Source organism: Parasphingomonas puruogangriensis, from assembly GCF_036663635.1.
GTDB lineage: Bacteria > Pseudomonadota > Alphaproteobacteria > Sphingomonadales > Sphingomonadaceae > Sphingomonas.
Window position 1 is genome coordinate 1005530 of sequence record NZ_JAXOJI010000001.1, and the last position, 18790, is coordinate 1024319.

Consider the following 18790-nt stretch of genomic DNA (forward strand, 5'->3'; position numbering starts at 1 on the left):
CCCACTGCCCGTTCATTCACCAAAGCCGATAAAGCTGACCGTAACGATCGCCGGCATGTCGCGGAGCGGCTGCGGACGGGCGCGTTCGGCCAGGCGGGCAGCTTCATTGGCCACGGCACCATTCGCCGCCGATGCCGCCGACAGAGCGCCGGTGTTCACCGCCGCCGTGACCGGAATGCCGGTCGCATCGCCCTGAACCTGGATGTTCGCTGCATTGACGATGTACAGCGCGGCCAGGTTGACGTTGCCCGACACGCGGATGCCCGCTTCGCCCGCATCGATCGTGCCGAGCGGCGCGATCAGATCGACGTCGCCTGGCGGCACTTCCGGGATCGGGTTGAGCGTCGCGATGCCGGCGCCGGTCGACGGCACGGTCGGCGAGAGCGAGGCGAGCCCGTACAGATCGTAGACCCGGCGCGGCGGGGTGAAGACGATCGACGTCTTGGCACCGCGACCGGCGTTGATGTCGCCTTCCGCCGACCAGGCGAAGATGTTGCCGCCGAACGTCGTCATGATCCGCGACAGGCCCAGCAGGATGCTGCCTTGGCTGTAGATGTCGATATCGCCCGGCCCCTTGGTGATCAGCCCGGTCGCGTTGAGCCCCTGCACGCCGATGACAACGTCGCCGCCCGGCGCGAGCAGATCGATCTTGCCGCCGAAATCGGTGACGACGCCGGCAGTCGATTTCAGGCCCATCGTGATGTTGCCGTCATAATCGTCCGGGAACAGCGCCTCGATCGCGGTGCGGCCGCGCAGATAGCTGTTGAAGCGCGGGCTGGACGGCGCGTTATATTCGCGCCCGGCGGCCTTCAGCTCGCCATAATAGACCGAGCGGGCGAACACCCCCTGCTGCTCGGGCGCGAGCGCCAGGAAATAAGGCAACGCCTCCGCCGCGGTGCCGCGGAAACCGAACCGGCCGCCGAGCCACTCGACCAGCTCCTTCTGATAGGTCTGCGGCACCTTGCCGTCGCCGATCCGATCGCCTTGATTGGCCGGATCGAAATACAACTTCGCGAAATCGGCATAGCTCAGGCCGGCGGCGCCGACGCCGGCGATCAACGCGATGTTGGTGCCGTCGCCATTGTCGAGCGGATTGACGTTGTACAGCCGCCCGAGGCTCTCCACCGCACCATCGAGACCGAGATAGAGATTGCGCCCGGCGCTGACTTCGAGATCGCCGGTGCCTGCCATATTGACGTTCAGCGAGAAGATGTCGCGACCGGCCGATATCACCGAAACGTCGTCTTCATGCAGATTGGTGATCAGCGACGGTACCGGCGTATTGGCATCAAATTGATCGGGTATCGTGCCGAAGCCGACGATGTCGCGTCCGGCCCGCACATGTGTCGATTTTGCCGTCCGGTTGATCGTATAGGACGTGTAGGTGGTGTAATCGAACCCCCTCGCCGTCTCGCCCAAGGCGAGGTTGATGATGTCGCCGGTGACGGCATAGACGCGCATCGGATCACGATCGGCGAGGTGCAGATCGGTGGTCGGCACATCGCGCTGGAAGGCGAAATAGCCGCCATATTGATCGAGCGCGTTGGTGCCGGTGATCGGCTTGAACGGGTTGGGCAGCCAGTTATAGCCGGCGCGTGCGCCGGACATGTCGATGCGCAGCCCCTCGCCCACATTGTTGCCGCCGCCAATTAACGGCGCGGAGGCGCCGGCATAGATCGAATCGCGCGCCAGCAGCTCGAGCTGCCCCATCGGCGCCGGAACCAGTTCGACCGCAAGCGTCGCTTGCCGGCTGAAATACAGGCTGCCACCCGCGGCGATCGCGCGGAACGTGGGGACGGTGTATTGCGGAATGTCCGGGTTGCTCGTGCTGATGTTTGCGCTGTTGTAGCTGACGAACGGATTGAGATTGCCGCCCGCCGAGAACAACGTGATCGACGTGGTCGGCTGCCACAGGCTGAAGCCCAGGGCGCCGGTTCGGTCGGGCGCGAAGGTGGCGTCGGCGGTGGAGTTATACGCCAGATCGCCCAATGTCCGCACGGTGATCGCGCCGTCACCGGCGACGAACACCGGTGCGCCGAACGCATCGCCCAAGGTCGTCGCGGCATAAGGATCGGCAGTGCGCGGATCGCGCAGTTCCGCCACGCCGTAGCGCAGCACGAGGCCGCCCAGCGACGCCCCGGAAACATCGCTGTCGCCGCGCAGATTGGTGATCGTGCCATTAGAGTCGGCGGTGGTGTAACTGCCGGGCGTCAGGCCGGTCGCGCCGTTGATGCGGCCCGCGACCTTGAGCACCAGATCGCCGCCACCGGTTTCGACGATCGTTCCGCCGGTCACTTCGCCGCCCGCCGTGGCGACGCCGGTCACGCGGCCGGTCGACGCGACGGCCAGCGTCAGCGCGGTCTTCGCCCCATCGGTGAGGATGCCGGCATCGCCGCCGGCGATCAGCGTGGCATTGCCGCCGCCGAGCGTGCCGAAGCCGGCGAACCCGAGGACCGAGTCATAGATTTGGCCGATATCGTTGGTTAAGCTCGTCACTTGCCCGAAGTTGATCGACCAGGACGTGCCGCCAGTGTCGCCCACCGTCTGACGCTTGAGCCAATCCGCTACCGCGCTTTTGTCGCGGTCGTGTGTGGCCGTCATATTGCCCTGCGACTGCATCATCAGGTCGCCGCCATGTTCGGGATAATAGCCCGCGAACTGGAAGTCGCCCGCCGGCGCCGCACTCTGCGTGCCCGCGGTGTAGATGCCGAACAGCGTCTTCGCGGCGAAGTCGCCGCCCGCCAGGATGTCGAGATCGCCGGTGCCGGTGCGCACGACGCTGAAGATCTGCCTGGTCGATTCGGCGCCATCGACGTGAAGATCGTCGAGCGTCACGTTGCCCTTGCCGCCCAGCGTGCTGATCGCGCGCAGCGAGCGGCCGCTGGCCGCCGCAATGTCCGCACCACCGACCAGCCGGATCGAGGCCGACAGCGTGCCCGCCGCCTGCATCGCCGACGCCGCCCACACCTTGCCCGAGCCATAAGCGACGCCGAGCGTATCGGGCAGAGCCTCGCCGGGCGCGAAAGTCGACTCGTAATACAGGATCTGCGTGCCCGCGGGGATCACCGTACCGGCAAGAAAATAGTTGTAATTGCTATCGTAGATCACGCCTTCGTAATTCTGGTAGAAGGGGATGTCGGGCACGGTGTAGTCGTTCGCGAGCGTTACGAAACTGGTATACTTATACGGCGCATCCGGGACGATGCCGGCTGTGATGACCGGTACTGCCGCGCCGAAGAAATTGTCGAATGGGGTGGTCGGCGGCGGCGCGAAGCCGTCGGTGATGCTGCCGTTCACGGTCAGGTCCCCGCCCGCGCGGATCAGCAGCGACAGCGGTTCGCCGGCGCCGTAGCGCGGCGACAGCACGTCGCGGTCCGCCGCCAGGCCATAGCGATAGCCCGACAGGTCGAGATCGCCTTTCACGGTCAGGTCGCCATCCGCCGTCGCACTGACGAGCGCGACGCCGGGGCGCAGGTGATAGGCGTCGCCGAGTGCGGCGAGGCCAGTCGTCTTGCCCTGCAACACGCCGCCGGTGGCGGCCATGAAGGCCTGGTTGCGCGCATCGATCTGCGCCAGCCCGACCGAACCATCGGCCCCGACCGGCGTATTACCCTTATTGTCCTGGACGATCGAGCCGTCCGCGTCGGTTGGCGCGTAGCTCCAGAAGCCGTTGAGCGCGACGCTGCTGGTGCCGGTGATCGCCAGCGCACCTGTCGCCGAGACCTTGATGTCGCCGCTGGTTTCACCGGTGCGCGAGGCAGCCAGCTCGATCCGGCCGCGCGCGACGCCGTCGGGCGAGCTCAGGTCGATCGCCGCGCCGGAGCTGAGCGTCAGCGTGCCGCTGGCCGCCGTCAGCTCGACGGTGGCGCGGTTCTTCGCCTCGATCGGCTTGCCATAGCTGTCAAGCGCCATCGTGGTGGCATGCGCGTCCAGCCGGGCGGTGGTCGCCAGCGTCAGATCGTCGCGCGCCGCTAGGCGGATCGCGCCGGCGGTGGTGCCGCTGGCATCGATCGTGCCGGCGACCGTCAGGCTGCCGCCATCAACGGAAATATCGACGACATGCGCCTGCACCTCGTTACCGACGGTAAGGTTGCCCTGCTTCAGCGCGAAGCGCCGCTCGGCATCGAAGCCGGCCGTGTTGAGCCGGGTGTTCAGCGCGGCGAAATCGGCGCTGAACGCGCTCGGATCGCCGATCGTCTGGGCGCGGATGCCGATGCTACCCCCGGCGAACCCGGTGGTCGTGGTGCCGAGCATCGTGCCGCCCAGGCGCACCGCGCCGGCCGTGGCATCGGTGGCGGTGAGCTGGATCGTGCCGGCATCGGCATTGCGCGCCGAGACGTCGATCGAACCACCCGCCGCCTGGCTGATATTGCCATGGCCGGATTCGAGCGCGAGATCCCCGCCCCAGCTATATTTGGTGACGTCGAAGAACGGCACCGCGACGCCCGACAGATCGATCCGCGATCCCGCGCCGAGCGCAACATCGCCAGCCGCGGTCATGCTGAGCCGCCCGCTGTGCAGCACGATCGCAGTCGATGCCGCGATGCTCGCCGCGTCGAGCGACACGGTGGCGCCAAGGCCGGTGGCATCGGCAGTGCTCGGCGCGCCGCCCGCCAACGGCGCGATCGTCAGCGCGCCGCCGATCCGATACCGCATCGACGATCCGGAATCGCCGGTCAGCAGTGGCGTGGCGATCGTCAGATTGCCGTCGGTGCCGGCATAGGTCTTGCTGTCGAAGCCGAGCGCCGGATTGGCGCCAGCCTGGTAATAGGTCAGGCTCTGACGATAATTGGCCGTGACCCGGTCGCTTGCCTGCAGATTGACGTTGGCGAAACCGAGGATCAGCCGGTCGAAGGTCAGCGAATTGTCGACCTGCGCCTGATCGGGATAGCCGAACACGATCTTCTCGGCGGTGATGTTGAACGTGCCGATGCCGCTGCCAGCGCCGCCGGCGATGGTCGCCCCCGGTGGCGCCGCGACCGAATAGGGCACCCCCGTGCCCGAATCATATTTGATCGTGCGGTTACCGTTCCAATATAGCGTGCCGACCGTCAGATTGACGCTGTCGTCGGCATCGCCATAGCCGTAGATCGCCGGGCTGTTGAGCACGAACTGGTCGAGGCTGGATTTGCCGGTGGTCGCGTCGATCGTGTTGAGATCGACCGTGCCGAAAAAATTGACCGATTGCGACGCGGTCAACGTCAGGTTCTGCACTGCCGGGATGTTCGCGCCGGCATTGCCCGAGAGCAACGTGTCGAGCAGTTGCTGGTTGAACGACAAACCGGCTGGCAGGATGGCGTGCGCGCCCGCATCGGCCAACGCCGCATCGCTGCCGATGTTGAGCGAGGACGCGACCAGCGACACGGTGCGGGCGCCGATCACCGCCGAGCCGGCGAAATTCACGTCGGTTGAATTGAACTGCAACGTCCCGTCGGCGACCAGCTTGGCGCCGTCGCCGATCTGCAGCGTGCCGGCGAGCACGATGTTCGACGCCTTCACCGGCGCCCCGCCGGTGAGATAGCCGCCCAGCGTATCGAGCGCGAGCACGCTTTGCCCGAGCGTCGACAAGGTCGAGCCGCCGTTCAGCGTTATTTCCGTGGCCTTGAGATAGATTTGCGCGGCCGTCAGCGTAGCGCCGGATTCGAGCTCTATGAACGTGATACCGTTGGTGTCGTTGAGGATCTGGCTCGATCCCGGATTGACGGTGAAGCCACCGCCGATAATCAGCGTCGGCGCGGCAAGCGCGACGATGTCGGTTGCGGCGACCACGGTGACCTGGGACGTGCGCAGTGCCGTGCTGCCCGGTGCCGTGATCAGCAGTGTGGGGGCGCGAGAATATTCCTGCGGCTTGTTGAGGATCAACGTCCCGCCGAGGCGATCCTTTTCCGCCGTAAAATCGGTCTTGCCCGCGAAGACGAGCGCGAACTCGGCGGTCGGTTCGGAACCCGGCGCAAGGCTGCCGATGTTGAGCGTCAGCGTGCGGCCGTCGCCCGGCAGGAAGGTGCGCGCGGCGGCGAACGTCTTGGCGTTGGCGAGATAGAAGGCGTCATAACCCTGCTCGTTATATTGCGAATAGGTCCTGACCGTCGCGCCGGGGGTGATCAGCAATGACGTCGGCTGCGCATCCAGGATCGCGGTATTGGCCACGCCTTGGCGGCCGCTCGTCGCATAGGTGCCGGTCGGCAGGCCGACGACTTTGTTATCGCCAAACAGCGGCGCGGCGCCGCCCAATTCGACGCGGAACGCGCCGGGCAGCAGCGCGTAATTGGCTGGCATCAACGTGTAGGTGCCGGCCGGCAGGCCGGGCACACCGTCTGCGATGGTGATCTGCTGGCCGGGTGCGGGCGTGTTGCCGGTCCAGGCGACCGACGATCCGCCGGGCGCCGGCGCGACGCTGGCGCCGGGGACGATGGCGTAAACCTGCCCGCCGGGCCGCAGCGGATTGACCAGCGTGTCGACCGAACCGCCACGCCCTTGCACGAACGCCGCGCCGGTCAGCGTGCCGCCGCCCGACAGATCGAGCAGCGAGCCTTCGTCGCCGATGATCCGCGTGCCATGGATCGTCACGCCGCTCTTGTCGGTGCCGTAGGTGCCCAAGGCGCCGTTGATCGGGCTGGGCGTGATCGGCGCGCCGCCATCGACCGTATAGGTGACGCCGTCGACCGTCCCGCCATACGGCATGATCAAGCCGCGACCGCTGGCCGAGGTGATGCTGCCGGCGAGCAGGTGGACGAGGTCACCGGTATAGCCGCGGAAGGCGTCGGCGTCGAAATAGGTCGCGCCGAGCGCGATCGCGCCGAGCGGGGCACGAATGATGCCGCCCTGCACGACGGTGTTCGCGTTCAGGCTGAGCGTGCCGAACACCGAATAGGGCATGTCGGGCGTCGCGCCGGCATAGCGCGAGACGGTGACCAGGCTATCGGTGCCGCCGGCCGAGATCTGGCCGATCGCGTTGCTGGCGGGATAGATCTGCCGCGCGAGCAGCTCGATATTGCCCGTTGCGCCGAAGCCCGAGACGGGCAGCGAGATGGCATAAGCCGCCGAGCCCTTGAGCACGCGCAGGTCGCCGCGGCTGACGATGCGGGTCAGATCGTAGTTGATCGCGGTGAGGTTCTGGAAATCGACCAGATCGCCGGTGACCGTGAAGCTGCTGCCCTTGGTCGTGATATTAACCGGGCCTGGCGTATAGGATTGCGGGAACCCGGCGATGATCCCGGTCTGTCCACCGATCATGACATAAGGCGCATCGATCGTCACCGCCCCGTCACCGAGATTGTAGATCGCGCCTTTCTGCAGCGTGATGCTGCGCCCGGTGCGCAGCGCGACGTCGCCGTCGAACGTGATCGCCGAGCGGCCGAACAGGGTCAGGCTGTCGAACCCGCCCTCATCGACCTGTTGCGCGCTGACCCCCGCTTCCGTCGGCCTGAACCCGGCGTCATAGCCACCGGCGAAGCCGTTGGCGGCAAGCGTTTCCGGTGCAGTCGATTGGCTGACGATGATCGTGCGGCCGGGGCGGAACGCCGCGGGCACCGTGCCGACGACGGTGGGATAAACCGGCGTTTCGAGCATCAGGGTGAGCGATCCGCCGGAGGCGCCCTTGCCGCCGGCATTGGCGTGCATCGTGCCGGCATTGGCGATGCCGCTATAGGACGACATGTAGATCGATCCGCCATCGCTGGCGATCGTCAGCGGTGCGGAAGCAAACGACAGGCCACCGGTGCCGGCGCGGGTGTCCAGCACCGCGGCCGCACCGGACACGTCGAGCACGGCGCCCGACCGCACGACCACGAAGGCATCGGTCGAATAGGCTTCGCCGCTGGTCGCGTCGATCGCCGTGCGATCCCGACCGAGCACGATCGACCCGCCGTCGAGCACGTTGCCATAGGTCCGGCCCGCGCGATCCACGGCGGTATAGGCGCGACCCGACGCGTCGAGCACTGCGCTGCCGCCGATCCACACCGACAGCGCGCCCGGATCTTTGCCGAGGAACGGGCTGGTGTTGAGGACCGAGATCGTCCCGCCATGGGCTTCGATCTTGCCCTCGATATCGACTTGGCCATCGCTGGAGATCGTCACCGAGCGACCCGGATCGACCGAGATTTCGGCACCGCGACCGATCAGCACCGATCCGGCGCGTGGGCGCGTAATGTCGTTGCCGGCGGTTGCGGTGAAGCTGAGATCGACGCCCGGGCGCTGCGTCAGGACCGCGTTGACGGGATCCTCGACATTCAGCGGCAACAGGACCGGCACGCCGACACTGGCCGGGTTCGCGCCGGTCGACACCTGGTAGCTCGCGGCAGTCAGTTGCAGCAGCGGCTGGACCGCGGCGATCTTGGTGCCGTCCTGCACCACCAGCCCGCTCGTGCCATTCACCGCGTAGGACGAGAAGCCGCGCGAGAACAGATCGGCCGACAGACGCAGCGTGTCGATCGGCACGAACCGCGCGTCGCTCGGCAGCACCGTGCCGACAGGAATGATCGTCCCCGCGGGCAGCACGATGTCGACGTTCGAGATCGATCCGGCGGCGTTGTTGGTGATGCGCGGCGTGGCCAGCGGCAGACCGTCGGGGAACACGTTGGCGGGCGGGACATAGCCTGCCGGCAGCGCCTGCGTGTAGGGGAACTGTCCGCCGTACCAGATCGAGCCCTTGGGGATCGTGTCGCCGGCAAGTGCCTGGCCATAATTGGTATAGGCGAACACGGGCACGACCCAATCATCGGCCACGACGATGCCGGCGGGCGGATTGGGATAATCGGCTGCCAGCGGCTGCCCCGCCGGCAGGCTGGTCACGACGGTCTGGAAGCTGAGCGGCGACGCCGTGCCGGCGGCGATCGTGATCGCTTCCGCCAGCGTGAGGTTAATTGGCGCCGGCGTGCCACCGGCCAGAACCTCGCCGATAGCATAAGGCTTGTCGCCGATGATCACCGCAGCGTTCGTGCCGAGCGTCAGCTTGCCGCCATGCGTATAGCCGTTCGAGCGCACGGTGCCGTCGAACACCAGGTTGCCCGTTGCGCCCTGCTTCTGCTGCGATGATCCCGCGATCAGCGTGATGTCGCCGCCAGCGCCGCCGACCGTGCTGCCATCGACCAACACCGCGGCACCCGCCGAGGCATCGATCAGCGCGCCCTTGGCGAAATCCACGTCGCCGCTGGCGATGACTGAGACCGATCCGCCATTGATATAGGGCAGGCCGGACAGATTGTTCGCATCGAGCAGCGCGTTGGTCCACACGCCGCGCGCGTCGATCGTTACCTTGCCGAAGGTCACGTCGCCGGTGCTCGCGAGCAAGCTGCCGCCGATCGCGATCGAACCGCCGCGCGCGGTGAGATCGCCGTCGATCGTGACGGTCTTGCCAGTCAGCGACAGGTTGCCGCCCGTCGCCAGCGTCAATGCCGCATCGACCGTCGTCGCGCCGCTGGTCAGCACCGATACGCGGCCTAGGCCGTAAGAGCTGAGCGCTGCGGCGTCGAACCAGATGCCGGTGGCATCGACCGGCCGGACGCCGGCGGCGAAGGTGACGTCGGCGGCCAGGCTGGTCGGGAAGCGCTGGTCGACCGGGTCATACCCCTGCACGATCAGCCCGCCGGCCTGCGCGACCTGCGTCTGGCCGAGCTTGTACCCATCGGTGACGGTGATCGGCCGGGCGCTGACCTGGCGGTCGCCCTGCACGACGCCGGCATCGATCGTGCCGTCGAAGATCGCATTGGGCGTGGACAGGATCAGCCGGCCCCCTTCCCGCCCGACGACATAGCTATCCTCATGGCGGGTATACACGCCGCGATTGAACGTTGGGTTCGAATAGACCTCGTCATATTGCGTGCCCCAGCGATCGTGCGTGACCATCTGGCTGCGGCCGACGCTGACGAACTGCATGCCCGCCGGTGCGTCGTTGATGTCGTAGAGCCGGCCGTCGATCCCCTGCAGACGCGTAGAGAGCACGCTGCCGCCGGCATAAGCGAGGCTGCCGCCGGAGATGTTGAACACCGATCCCTGTTCGGCGACGATCGACGCCGATTTGAGCGTCATGGTGCCGCCGACCGATGCCCATTCGCCGATCGAATGCGCGACGTTGCTCAGGTAGCCGCCGACCTCGATCAGGCCGCCCTTGGTGTAATAGCGGTCGCTGGCATAGCCGCCGGTCCCGGCCGGCACGAAGATCAGGTCGCGCGCGTCGACCCATACATTCTGGTTCTTGAGATTCGCCTGATCCCGATTGAGCGGGCTGTCGCGCAGTTCGTTGCCCTGGATGTTGATCAGGAGCTGGTTCGAAGCGACGCCCAGCGCGACATCGCGCACGCCGGACACGTCGAGATAGGCGCCGCTCGCGACCCGCACCTGCCCGGTCGCGCTGGTGGCGATCTGCCCGCCCTGCGCGATCGTCAGCGATCCGGCGGCAAACGCCGCGCTGCCGCCGGTGACGATCTCGATGCGGCTCTGGTCGGCACGATCCGGCACCCGGCCGTAATTGTCGAATTGGGGGTTGGGCACAGACGGGCCGGCGCTGGCGATCAGCGCGTCGCGCTGCGAATTGAGCGCCGTATCTTTGCTGTCCAGCTCGGGCAGGATGGTGGTGAGGCTGCCCGCCGTCAGCGTGACGCTGCCGAGCGTATCGGTCGCCGAATTGAGCAGATGGATGGTGCCCCGCTGGTTCACGCCGGTGGTCGCAAGGGCCACGCCCGCCTGCGTCACCGTCCGCCCAGCCAGCGTGATATCACCCTGCGTCGCGGTGATCGTGCCGCTGTTGGTGACCGCGCCATTGACGCTGTCCTCGGCAATGATCGGCGCGATCTCCGCGCCGCGCGTCGTCGAATATTGATTGGCGTCGGTCGCGAAACCGGGCCGCACGCGAAACGCATCGCCCGCCGCCAGGATGGTCTGTCCCTTGGGCGTGGTGATCGTGCCGGCATTCTCGACCGTACGGCCGAGCAGCATCACATAGCCGCCGCTCTGCAGCACCGAGGTGGTGGGATTGGTCGTGATCCGAGCGCCGGCCTCGACGTTTACTGCGCCCTTGGCGTCGGTGAAGATCGGCTCGAGTTGCCCACCGCTTACCGGCGAATAGATGCCGGTGCTCAGGAAGCGCGTCGTGTCGATCTTCGCGGCCCCGGCGATCAGCGATCCGACGTTCACCTGGCTGGCGCCGCCGAAGATGACGCCGTTGCGGTTCATGATCAGGACGGTGCCGGCGGCTTTGATCGAGCCGAGGATGCGGCTGGGGTCGGCGTTGACGTCGGTGACGCGGTTGAGCGCGACCCAGTTGGTGTTGCCGTGCTGGTCGAACGACAGATCGGTTTCGCGGCCGACATTGAAACTGTCCCAGTTGAGGATGGCTTTGCTTTGGGTCTGATCGACCCGCACTTGCGTGCGGCCATCGGCGCTCGTCTCGGTCGGGGCGGCGGCGCCGATCCACAGGCTCGGATCGGTCGCCACGCCGTTGGCGACCTGTAGGCCGCCGGCGCCAAGGCCGTTGGGCACCGATACCTGGGCGATCATCGCCTGCGCGCGGGCGGCGATCTGCGCCGCATCCATCTGCTGCCGGGCCTGGGCAGCGCGGCTGAACGCTTCGATCGTGCGCCGCGTCGCGCTGGCGGCGGCCTGGTTCTGCGTCACCCGTGCGGCGGCCGCTTGCGCCGCCTGCGCGGCGGGATCGCGGGGGGCGCGGCGGAACGAGTCCTGCGCGTCGGCCGGAAACGACGCCGATAGCGTCAACGCGGCGACGGAAACGCCGAGCATGAGGTTCTGACGGGCGGACACGGGGCGAAAACGGATCATTAGATGGACTCCTGCGCTGTCGCAGGCAGCGAGCCGAGCGAGCGCGATAGCGGGGATACGTAAAGCGGATTGGGCGCGAGAATCATGGTTTGCGGCCGATCGGCGGCGCGAATACCGGCGCGGCAGGGCGCTGCGGGCGAACGCCGACGCCGAACTGGTTGCCCATGCGCTGGCGGGTGGCGGTCTGGTTGGCGACGCCGGTCACCACGTCGGCGGACCGCGCATTGGGCACGTCGAAGCGATCGGCATTGGGCGCGCTGGCTTGCGCCTGGCGGGTCGCCGCCTGGAGGCGCTGGCTGGCGCAATCGAGGTGCCCCGCTTTGTTGCCGGCAATGTCCACTTCCACGCAAGGGCCGGCCGCCGGCGCGGCGCGGCCGAGCGGCGCGCTCGGTGCCGGCGTGCCGACCGGCGCATCCGCTTGCGCACCGGCCTCCGGGGCGGCCAGCATCAGCATGGCAGCCCCGGTGGCCGATGCGGCCAAGCGGCAGAGATCACCCCGACGCACGATCAGAACTTCGTCGTCAGATCGATTTGGACGATGTCGTTCGAGAACGGGATGCCGGAGATGGTATCCGACGACAGCCAGCGCGCGCTGAGCGCGGTATTGTTGCCGAATGTATAGCCGCCGCCGATCGTCCAGCCCTTGGCATTGGTGCCGCCGAGATGGAAATCGCTGTCGGCAAAGGCATCCAGCACGGCATCGGATTTAACCCGGCGGTAGCCGAGCGACAGCCGCCAGTCGCCGACGTCGATCATATCGGGCTTGCCGACGGTCAGGTTTGCCATCCAGCCGGTATTGCCGCCGGCATAGGGGCCGGGATTGTAGATCGTGGCGTCGTTGGTGGCGGGATTATTGTCCTGGGTGGGATTGGGAACGTTCGTGCCTGGCCCGAGGTTGTTGATCGCGCGCGCCGCGACGGTGCGGCGGTCATAACCGAGATTATTGACGTAATCGCCCTCGAGCCGGACGCCGATACTGCCAAAGCCGGTATAATCGACGCGCCCGTGGACGTTGAGGATCTCGTACTTCGAGGCCAGGCCGTAATATTGCGGGTTCGGGCTGCCGATCGGATCGGCCGTATCGGGCACGATATTGCGGATCGGGAAGAGCGAGTTGCCGAACTGCAGGAATTGCGGCCGGGTCGCGTCGGTGTCGCACACGTCCTGGTCGAAGAAGCACGGGCTGGAGGTCCTACCCTGCACATTGTCGAACCGGAAATAGCCGGCGGCAAGCTGCACCGCGACGGTGTCGACGGGCTTGAACTGCGCGCCGATCTGCCCGGCGAACAGATATTTATCCTTCGACGAGAAGGCGCCGGCCTCGTTCGATCCGAAATTGAAGTCGGTGTTGAAGATCGGGAAGGCGCCGGCATTGGCGAACAGCTGGAGCCGATCGCCGACCGGCGCGCGGACGCTGGCCGCCAGGCCATCGAAATTGATGTCTTCGTCGAACAGGATTTCGCTGGTCCAGAACGGATTGGCGAAGCGACCGAACACCAGATCGACATCCTTGACCGGGTTGAGCCGGATATTGGCGCGGTCGAGCCACACGGCATATTTGCCGAACTCGCCGTTCGCGCCGAGATTCTGGTTAGTCGAGACCGGCGAACGATCGTTGCCGGTGGCCAGGCGGACCTCGGCACCGATCCAGTCGTCGATCCGCGCTTTCAGCCCGAAGCGCGCGCGAATGCGGGCCGAATGGCGATCCCTGGTCGAGTTGAGGAACGGTGCGGCATTGGGGTTGGACGGGCTGACATCGTAGCCCGGGCCGGCATTGATCGCCGTGAAGTTCGGAAAGGCGAGGTCGAAATTGCCCTTGTCCATGAACGTGCCTTCGCCGCGCACGCGCAGGTCGCCGAACAGGGTGATGCGCTTGGTCCACTCCGCCACTTCGCCGGGGCGTGCCCAACCTTCGCGGGCGGCCTGGTTGGCCAGTTCGGTGCGCAATTCTTCCTTCAGCTGGTTGCGCACGGTCTGCGGGATATAGGGAATGGTCTGGGTGTCGCCCGACACGCCGCCGGCGGGAATCGCGGCCTGCTGCTGCGGCGGCACCGTCGCCTGCGCGATCAGCTGATCGGCCTCGGCCCGCGTGACCAGGCCCTTGGCGACCATCAGCTCCAGCAGCTTGGTGGAATCGACCTGCGCGTTCTGCGCGTAGGCCGGCGAGGTGAACAGCGACAATCCCGCGGCGCAGGCCATCAGCGCCGGCTTGAGCCTGGAACAGCGGGTGGTGAAGCAAAGCATGGTCATTCCCTTGGATGAGACGGCTGGAGGCAGGACGGACATCGCGTCAGGCGCCCGAGCGGGTATTGAGTTGGATGCGCATGGCCGGCAGGCCCTGCGGCGGACGTTGAGAAAGCTGGAGGCCGGTCAGGCGGCGTTCGATCGCGGCATCGCGGCGCGTGTCGCCCGACCCGTCGATCAGCCGCACGCCGGTGATGCGCCCATCGGCATCGACCGTGACGAGCAGCCGCACGCTATAGCGTCCGCGCGACAAGGCGGCATCGCTCTGTGCGGCGCGCCGGATGTCGGTCACGGCGATGTTGGCATAGGCGCCAAAGCCGTTGCCGCCGGTGCCGCCGCCGACTTTTCCGCCGATCCGCGTGCCGCCGCCATTGCCGACCGCGAGGCCGTAATTGCTCGGCCCCGCACCTTCGCGCGCGGTGAGCGCGCTGTCGCCGGCGACCGGCTGCGCATCGGGCGTGGGCGGCGGCGGCGTGTCGACGACCGGCTGGTCGAGCGGCATCGGCTTGGGTTCGGGCGGCTTTTCCTGCGGCTTGGGTTCGGGCGGCGGCGGGGGTGGCGGCGGCGGCAGGATCACCGTCGTCGTCTTCATCTCGTTGGGCCGCTCGCTGACCGTCACCCGGCCAGCCAGCATATAGGCGAGCGCGAGCGCCAGGACGATGCCGAGCACCACCACGATCCGGCCGAACGTGACCGGCGAACGCTTGCGCCGGCGCGGCCCCGGGCCGCCCAGCATCGCCGGATCGCCTAGCGTAGCGGCGGCCATCACGCGCCGCCCGGCGGACGGGTCGAAGCCATGCCCAGGCTCGGCACGCCGACCTTCGAGCACAGGTCGAGCACCTGCATCACCTTGTCATACTGCACCGCGCGGTCGCCGCGCAGGATGATGGCCAAGTCCGGCGTGGTGGCGATGCTGGAGCGCAACTCGCCCTCCAGCTCGACCAGCGACACCGGCACGGCGTCGATCGAGATCGTGCCATCGTCGGTCACCGCGATGACCCGGCTCTTCGGTGCATCGAGCGTCTTGGCCGAGCTTGCGCTGGGCAGATCGACCTTGATGCCCTGCACCGCCGCGGTGGTTAGCAGGATGAAGATGATCAGCAGCACGAACGTCAGATCGACGAGCGGGGTGATGTTGATCTCGTTATACGGCTTCTTGCCCTGGATCTGCATCGTCCGATCCCCCTATTCGGCCGCGATGGCGGTGTGGGGGGCAGCCGGACCATCATTGTCCTGCCACGTCTCGGCGATGCGCTTCTCGAGCTCGTCGACGAAGATCTGGTTGTCGGCCGTGATTTCTTCGACGCGGCTGACCAGGTAATTGTAGCCGAACAAGGCCGGGATCGCGACCGCAAGGCCAGCGACGGTGGCGAGCAGCGCCGCGGCGATGCCCGGCGCGATGGCGTTGATGTTCACTTCACCGGCGGCAGCAACCGAGGCGAAGGTGATCATCACGCCGAGCACGGTGCCGAGCAGCCCGATGAACGGCCCGCCCGAGATGGCGATGGTCAGCAGCACCATCTGCTTGTTGAGCTTCTGGCTTTCGCGCACCTGCCCCGCATCCAGTGCCGAGCGGATCGCCGCGATCGACTGCGCGCGGATCGCGAAGCGGCTGCCGCTCGAACGCCCTTCGCTCAGCCGGTCGGTCAGTTCGCGCCGGCCGATCTGATAGAGCCGGCCGAGCGTCGAGCTGGCCGCCCCCGTGCCGGGATCGAACGCTGGCAGCCCGTCATGGTCGCCGCTGCGCCGCGCCTGCTGGCCGTAGGCGTCGAGGAAATCGTCATTGGCCGCCCCGACCTTGCTCAGCAGCAGACCCTTGGTGATCATCACCCAGAAGGCGAGCAGCAGCATCACGCCGAGGATGCCGATGACGATCCACGCATCGAGCGTGAGCGCGGCGAACAGGATCCCAAAATAATTATGCCCGCCGGTCTCGGCCTGTTCGGCGGTAGCGGTGGTGACCAGCTTGGCGCCCTGCCCTTCGCTACCCGCGGCCAGCTGGAACGCGGCCTGTGGCAGCGCCGTGCCCGCGACGCGGAACTCGTCGATCTCGCCGGTGAAGCCCTGGCCGATGACGGCGTTGCCGCTCGCCGCACCGAGCGCGCCGGCCGTCTCGCCGGCCGGCTGGCCGTTGACGTAAAGCACGCTCTTCGCGCCGTCATTGACGAGCGCAACATTGGCCCAGGTGCCCGCCGGTAGCGCCGCACCGGCGCTGCGCGTACCGTTTGCGTCGATGAAAAGCTGACCGCCTTGCGACACCAGCGATACGCTGCCCGGCAGCGTGAAGATCGTGCCGTCACCGGCTGGCTTGACCCAGAACGAGATGCTGAGCGGGCCGGCAACGAACGCCGCAGCGGGCAGGCCCATCGGCGCCGTGCCGTCGAGCTTCAGGCTCTGCCCGATCAGCCCGCCTGTGTTGCGGCCTTCACCGCCGCTGGCATTGGCGCTGCCTAGCGCGTCGCGCGGCGCGCCGGCGTTATCAAAATGATACACCGCTTTATAGCCGCCGAACGTCCCCGCCCCGTCCTGCCCGGACTTGGCGTCCTTATTGCCGTAATAGGCATAGATCGCCGTCGCGGCGCCGGGCTTCAGCCCCGCCACATCGACCCACACCAGCGCCTGCTGCTCGCCCGGCGCCCATTTCTCGATCGTGAACTTCAGCGGCGTGCGATCGTCGCCGCCGACGAAGCGCAGGTCCGAACCATCGGCCTTGACGTCCTTGAAGCTGAAATTGCCGCTGTGCAGCCGCACCAGCACCGGCGCGCGCGCCACCTCGCCGGTGACGCCGGCGGCTTGGGCATTCAGGTTGATCTTGGTGCGATAGGCGTAATCGGGCTCCCACCAGGCCGATGCCGGCGTGGCGGCGGTCAGCGCAGCGGCAGCCAGCAGGCCCCCCACGACGCCTTTGCGAAGGCGTACAGAAAACGTCATCAAAATTCCCCCCAGATACGGAAACGAGCGAAGATGTCGGCCCGATCGGTGTCGGGACCATCACGCAGCGGCACGCCGACATCGACGGCGGCGCTAAACAAGTTGAAGACTTTGAGGCGACCGCCAAGGCCGGCCGAGGCCAGCCAGAAGCTGTCGTCCTGGCCGATCAGCCGCCGGTGAATGCCGCCGAACCCGCTATCCAGGAAGCCCAGCACGCGCAGTTCCTTGAACGGCCCGCCGATCACCGTGGCGAGTTCAGGGGAGCGCAGCTCGCCTTGCGTCGCGATGCCCCAATCGGCGAGATTTTCGGATTCGTAATAGCCGCGCACGGTATCCATGCCGCCCAGGCTGAACCCCTCGTTCGAGATCAGCGGATCGGGCGACCATTGGCCGGTGGCGCGCATTGAGAGCTGCAGCCCGCCCCAGATGTCCGCGGTCGATGCCGCCTCGCCCTTCATCACGAAGAAATTGGGCTTGGCGCCGTAGCGTTTGTAATCGAAGCGCTCCAGCCCGTCGCCCAGCCCGCGCACGCCGAACACGCTGGTCAGCGACAGGTTCGACTTGGTCTTATCCCCCGTCCAATCGCCGCGCCAGCCGATCGTAAACGGCAGATATTCGATCGGCGCGCTGTCGCGATCCGCGCCGAGTTGCACGTTTTCCTTGAAGTTCTTGTAGTCCATTCCGGCGGTCAGCGACTGGTAGAAACCCTCGCGCTGGCCGAGCGGCAGGATGAAGCGCACCCCGCCAAGATCGCCCTTGCCGATTACGCTGGTGCCGCCGACCACGGCGATGTCGCTGTCCGAATGGACATAATAGAGCAGCAGCTGCGCGCGGCCGAGGCGGCTGAGATAATTGGCCGAGAATACCGTACCGTCCTCGGTCCGCTGCGGTGCGGTCTGCGCCGAGACCGACAGGCTGTCGCCCCGCCCCCACATATCGTCATAGCGCAGCGTCGCCGACACGCGCGTCTTCGTCGTCGCCGCCGAACTGTAATTGTTGACCTCCGCCGAGGCATGGAACGGCGTCCGATCCTCGACATTGAGCACCACGTCGACCGTCCCCGGCGCCACGCCGGCCTTGACCTCTGGCGTCACCTTGCGGTCGGCCGAGCCGTTGAGTGCGACCACGTCGCGCTGCACCTCGGTGAAGTTGGGCGTGGCGCCCGGCCGCAGCGATGGCGCGCGCGCCATCACCCAATCGCGCGACGTGCGCTTGCCCCCGGCGACCTCCACCGTGCCGATCGTCTGCGGCTGCACCTCGAGCCGGATGACTCCTGAATCCACCGACTGTTCGGGGATGAACACCGATACGGTCGCATAGCCCTTGGTCTCGAAGGCCTTTTGCAACGCCGCCCGTGCCGCCTCGATATCGTCCGGTGTCTTGTCCGGGCCCATGAACGGATAAACGATGTCCTCCACCACAGCCGGCGACAGGATCGTGTTGCCCTTCACCTGAATGGCACGGACGAAGAAGCGGGCTTGCGACGCGGCGTTTGCGACCGACGCGGCCTCAGCCGACCCGCCGGCTGGCACCTGCGCGAACGCTGGTGACGCGGCGCACCATGATGCTGCGAACACCGCAACACTTGCGGATAGCCGCCATCGATCCTTCACCGTCATCAATCGCTTGCCCCTTGCCGCGCACTCGCGCCTGGCTGTCAGCCAGGCAGGTACCGGTAATGTCCTGACTAAGCGGGCCGTTTGGTATGTTGCATCGCAGCGCCCCGCTGACTTGGCGCTGATGACGGGTGAACCGGATATTCTCAAGAAGAAACGTCGTGACAATTGCTTGATCGAGCGCTTCTGTCATCTTCAAACTTGAACCATGTCAGTTCAGTGACACA

General features: G+C 66.8%; 8 protein-coding genes. All 8 read right to left on the minus strand.

Annotation, left to right across the window (positions count from 1 at the left end):
- Window positions 1-12: 12 nt before the first annotated feature.
- The 8 genes from U1739_RS05035 to U1739_RS05070 all read right to left on the minus strand — a co-directional run bounded on the left by U1739_RS05035 (window position 13) and on the right by U1739_RS05070 (window position 18762).
- Window positions 13-11772 (minus strand): filamentous hemagglutinin family protein, encoded by an 11760-nt coding sequence (locus U1739_RS05035; RefSeq protein ID WP_332704575.1) that lies wholly within the window; start codon window positions 11770-11772, stop codon window positions 13-15.
- Window positions 11773-11854: 82 nt separating this feature from the next.
- On the minus strand, window positions 11855-12226 hold the full coding sequence (locus U1739_RS05040) for a hypothetical protein (protein WP_332704577.1): 372 nt from the start codon (window positions 12224-12226) through the stop codon (window positions 11855-11857).
- 53 nt (window positions 12227-12279) lie between these two features.
- Window positions 12280-14016 carry a putative porin gene (locus U1739_RS05045; RefSeq protein WP_332704579.1) on the minus strand — a complete coding sequence of 579 codons (1737 nt, stop codon included), beginning with the start codon at window positions 14014-14016 and terminating at the stop codon, window positions 12280-12282.
- Between the two features lie 46 nt (window positions 14017-14062).
- Window positions 14063-14782, minus strand: coding sequence for an energy transducer TonB family protein (locus U1739_RS05050; protein WP_332704581.1), 720 nt, complete (start codon window positions 14780-14782; stop codon window positions 14063-14065).
- Complete coding sequence (locus tag U1739_RS05055; protein WP_332704583.1) at window positions 14782-15189, minus strand: ExbD/TolR family protein; 408 nt, start codon at window positions 15187-15189, stop codon at window positions 14782-14784. Before U1739_RS05055 ends, U1739_RS05050 begins: the two co-directional genes overlap by 1 nt.
- A gap of 12 nt (window positions 15190-15201) precedes the next feature.
- Window positions 15202-16947 (minus strand): DUF2341 domain-containing protein, encoded by a 1746-nt coding sequence (locus tag U1739_RS05060; RefSeq protein WP_332704585.1) that lies wholly within the window; start codon window positions 16945-16947, stop codon window positions 15202-15204.
- The gene (locus U1739_RS05065) at window positions 16947-18479 is read right to left on the minus strand and encodes a ShlB/FhaC/HecB family hemolysin secretion/activation protein (RefSeq protein WP_332704587.1); all 1533 of its coding nucleotides are present in this window, start codon (window positions 18477-18479) and stop codon (window positions 16947-16949) included. The genes U1739_RS05060 and U1739_RS05065 overlap by 1 nt, the downstream gene beginning before the upstream one ends.
- Entirely contained in the window at window positions 18457-18762 is a 306-nt protein-coding gene (locus U1739_RS05070) for a hypothetical protein (RefSeq protein ID WP_332704589.1), read from the minus strand. The genes U1739_RS05065 and U1739_RS05070 overlap by 23 nt, the downstream gene beginning before the upstream one ends.
- Between the last annotated feature and the right edge of the window lie 28 nt (window positions 18763-18790).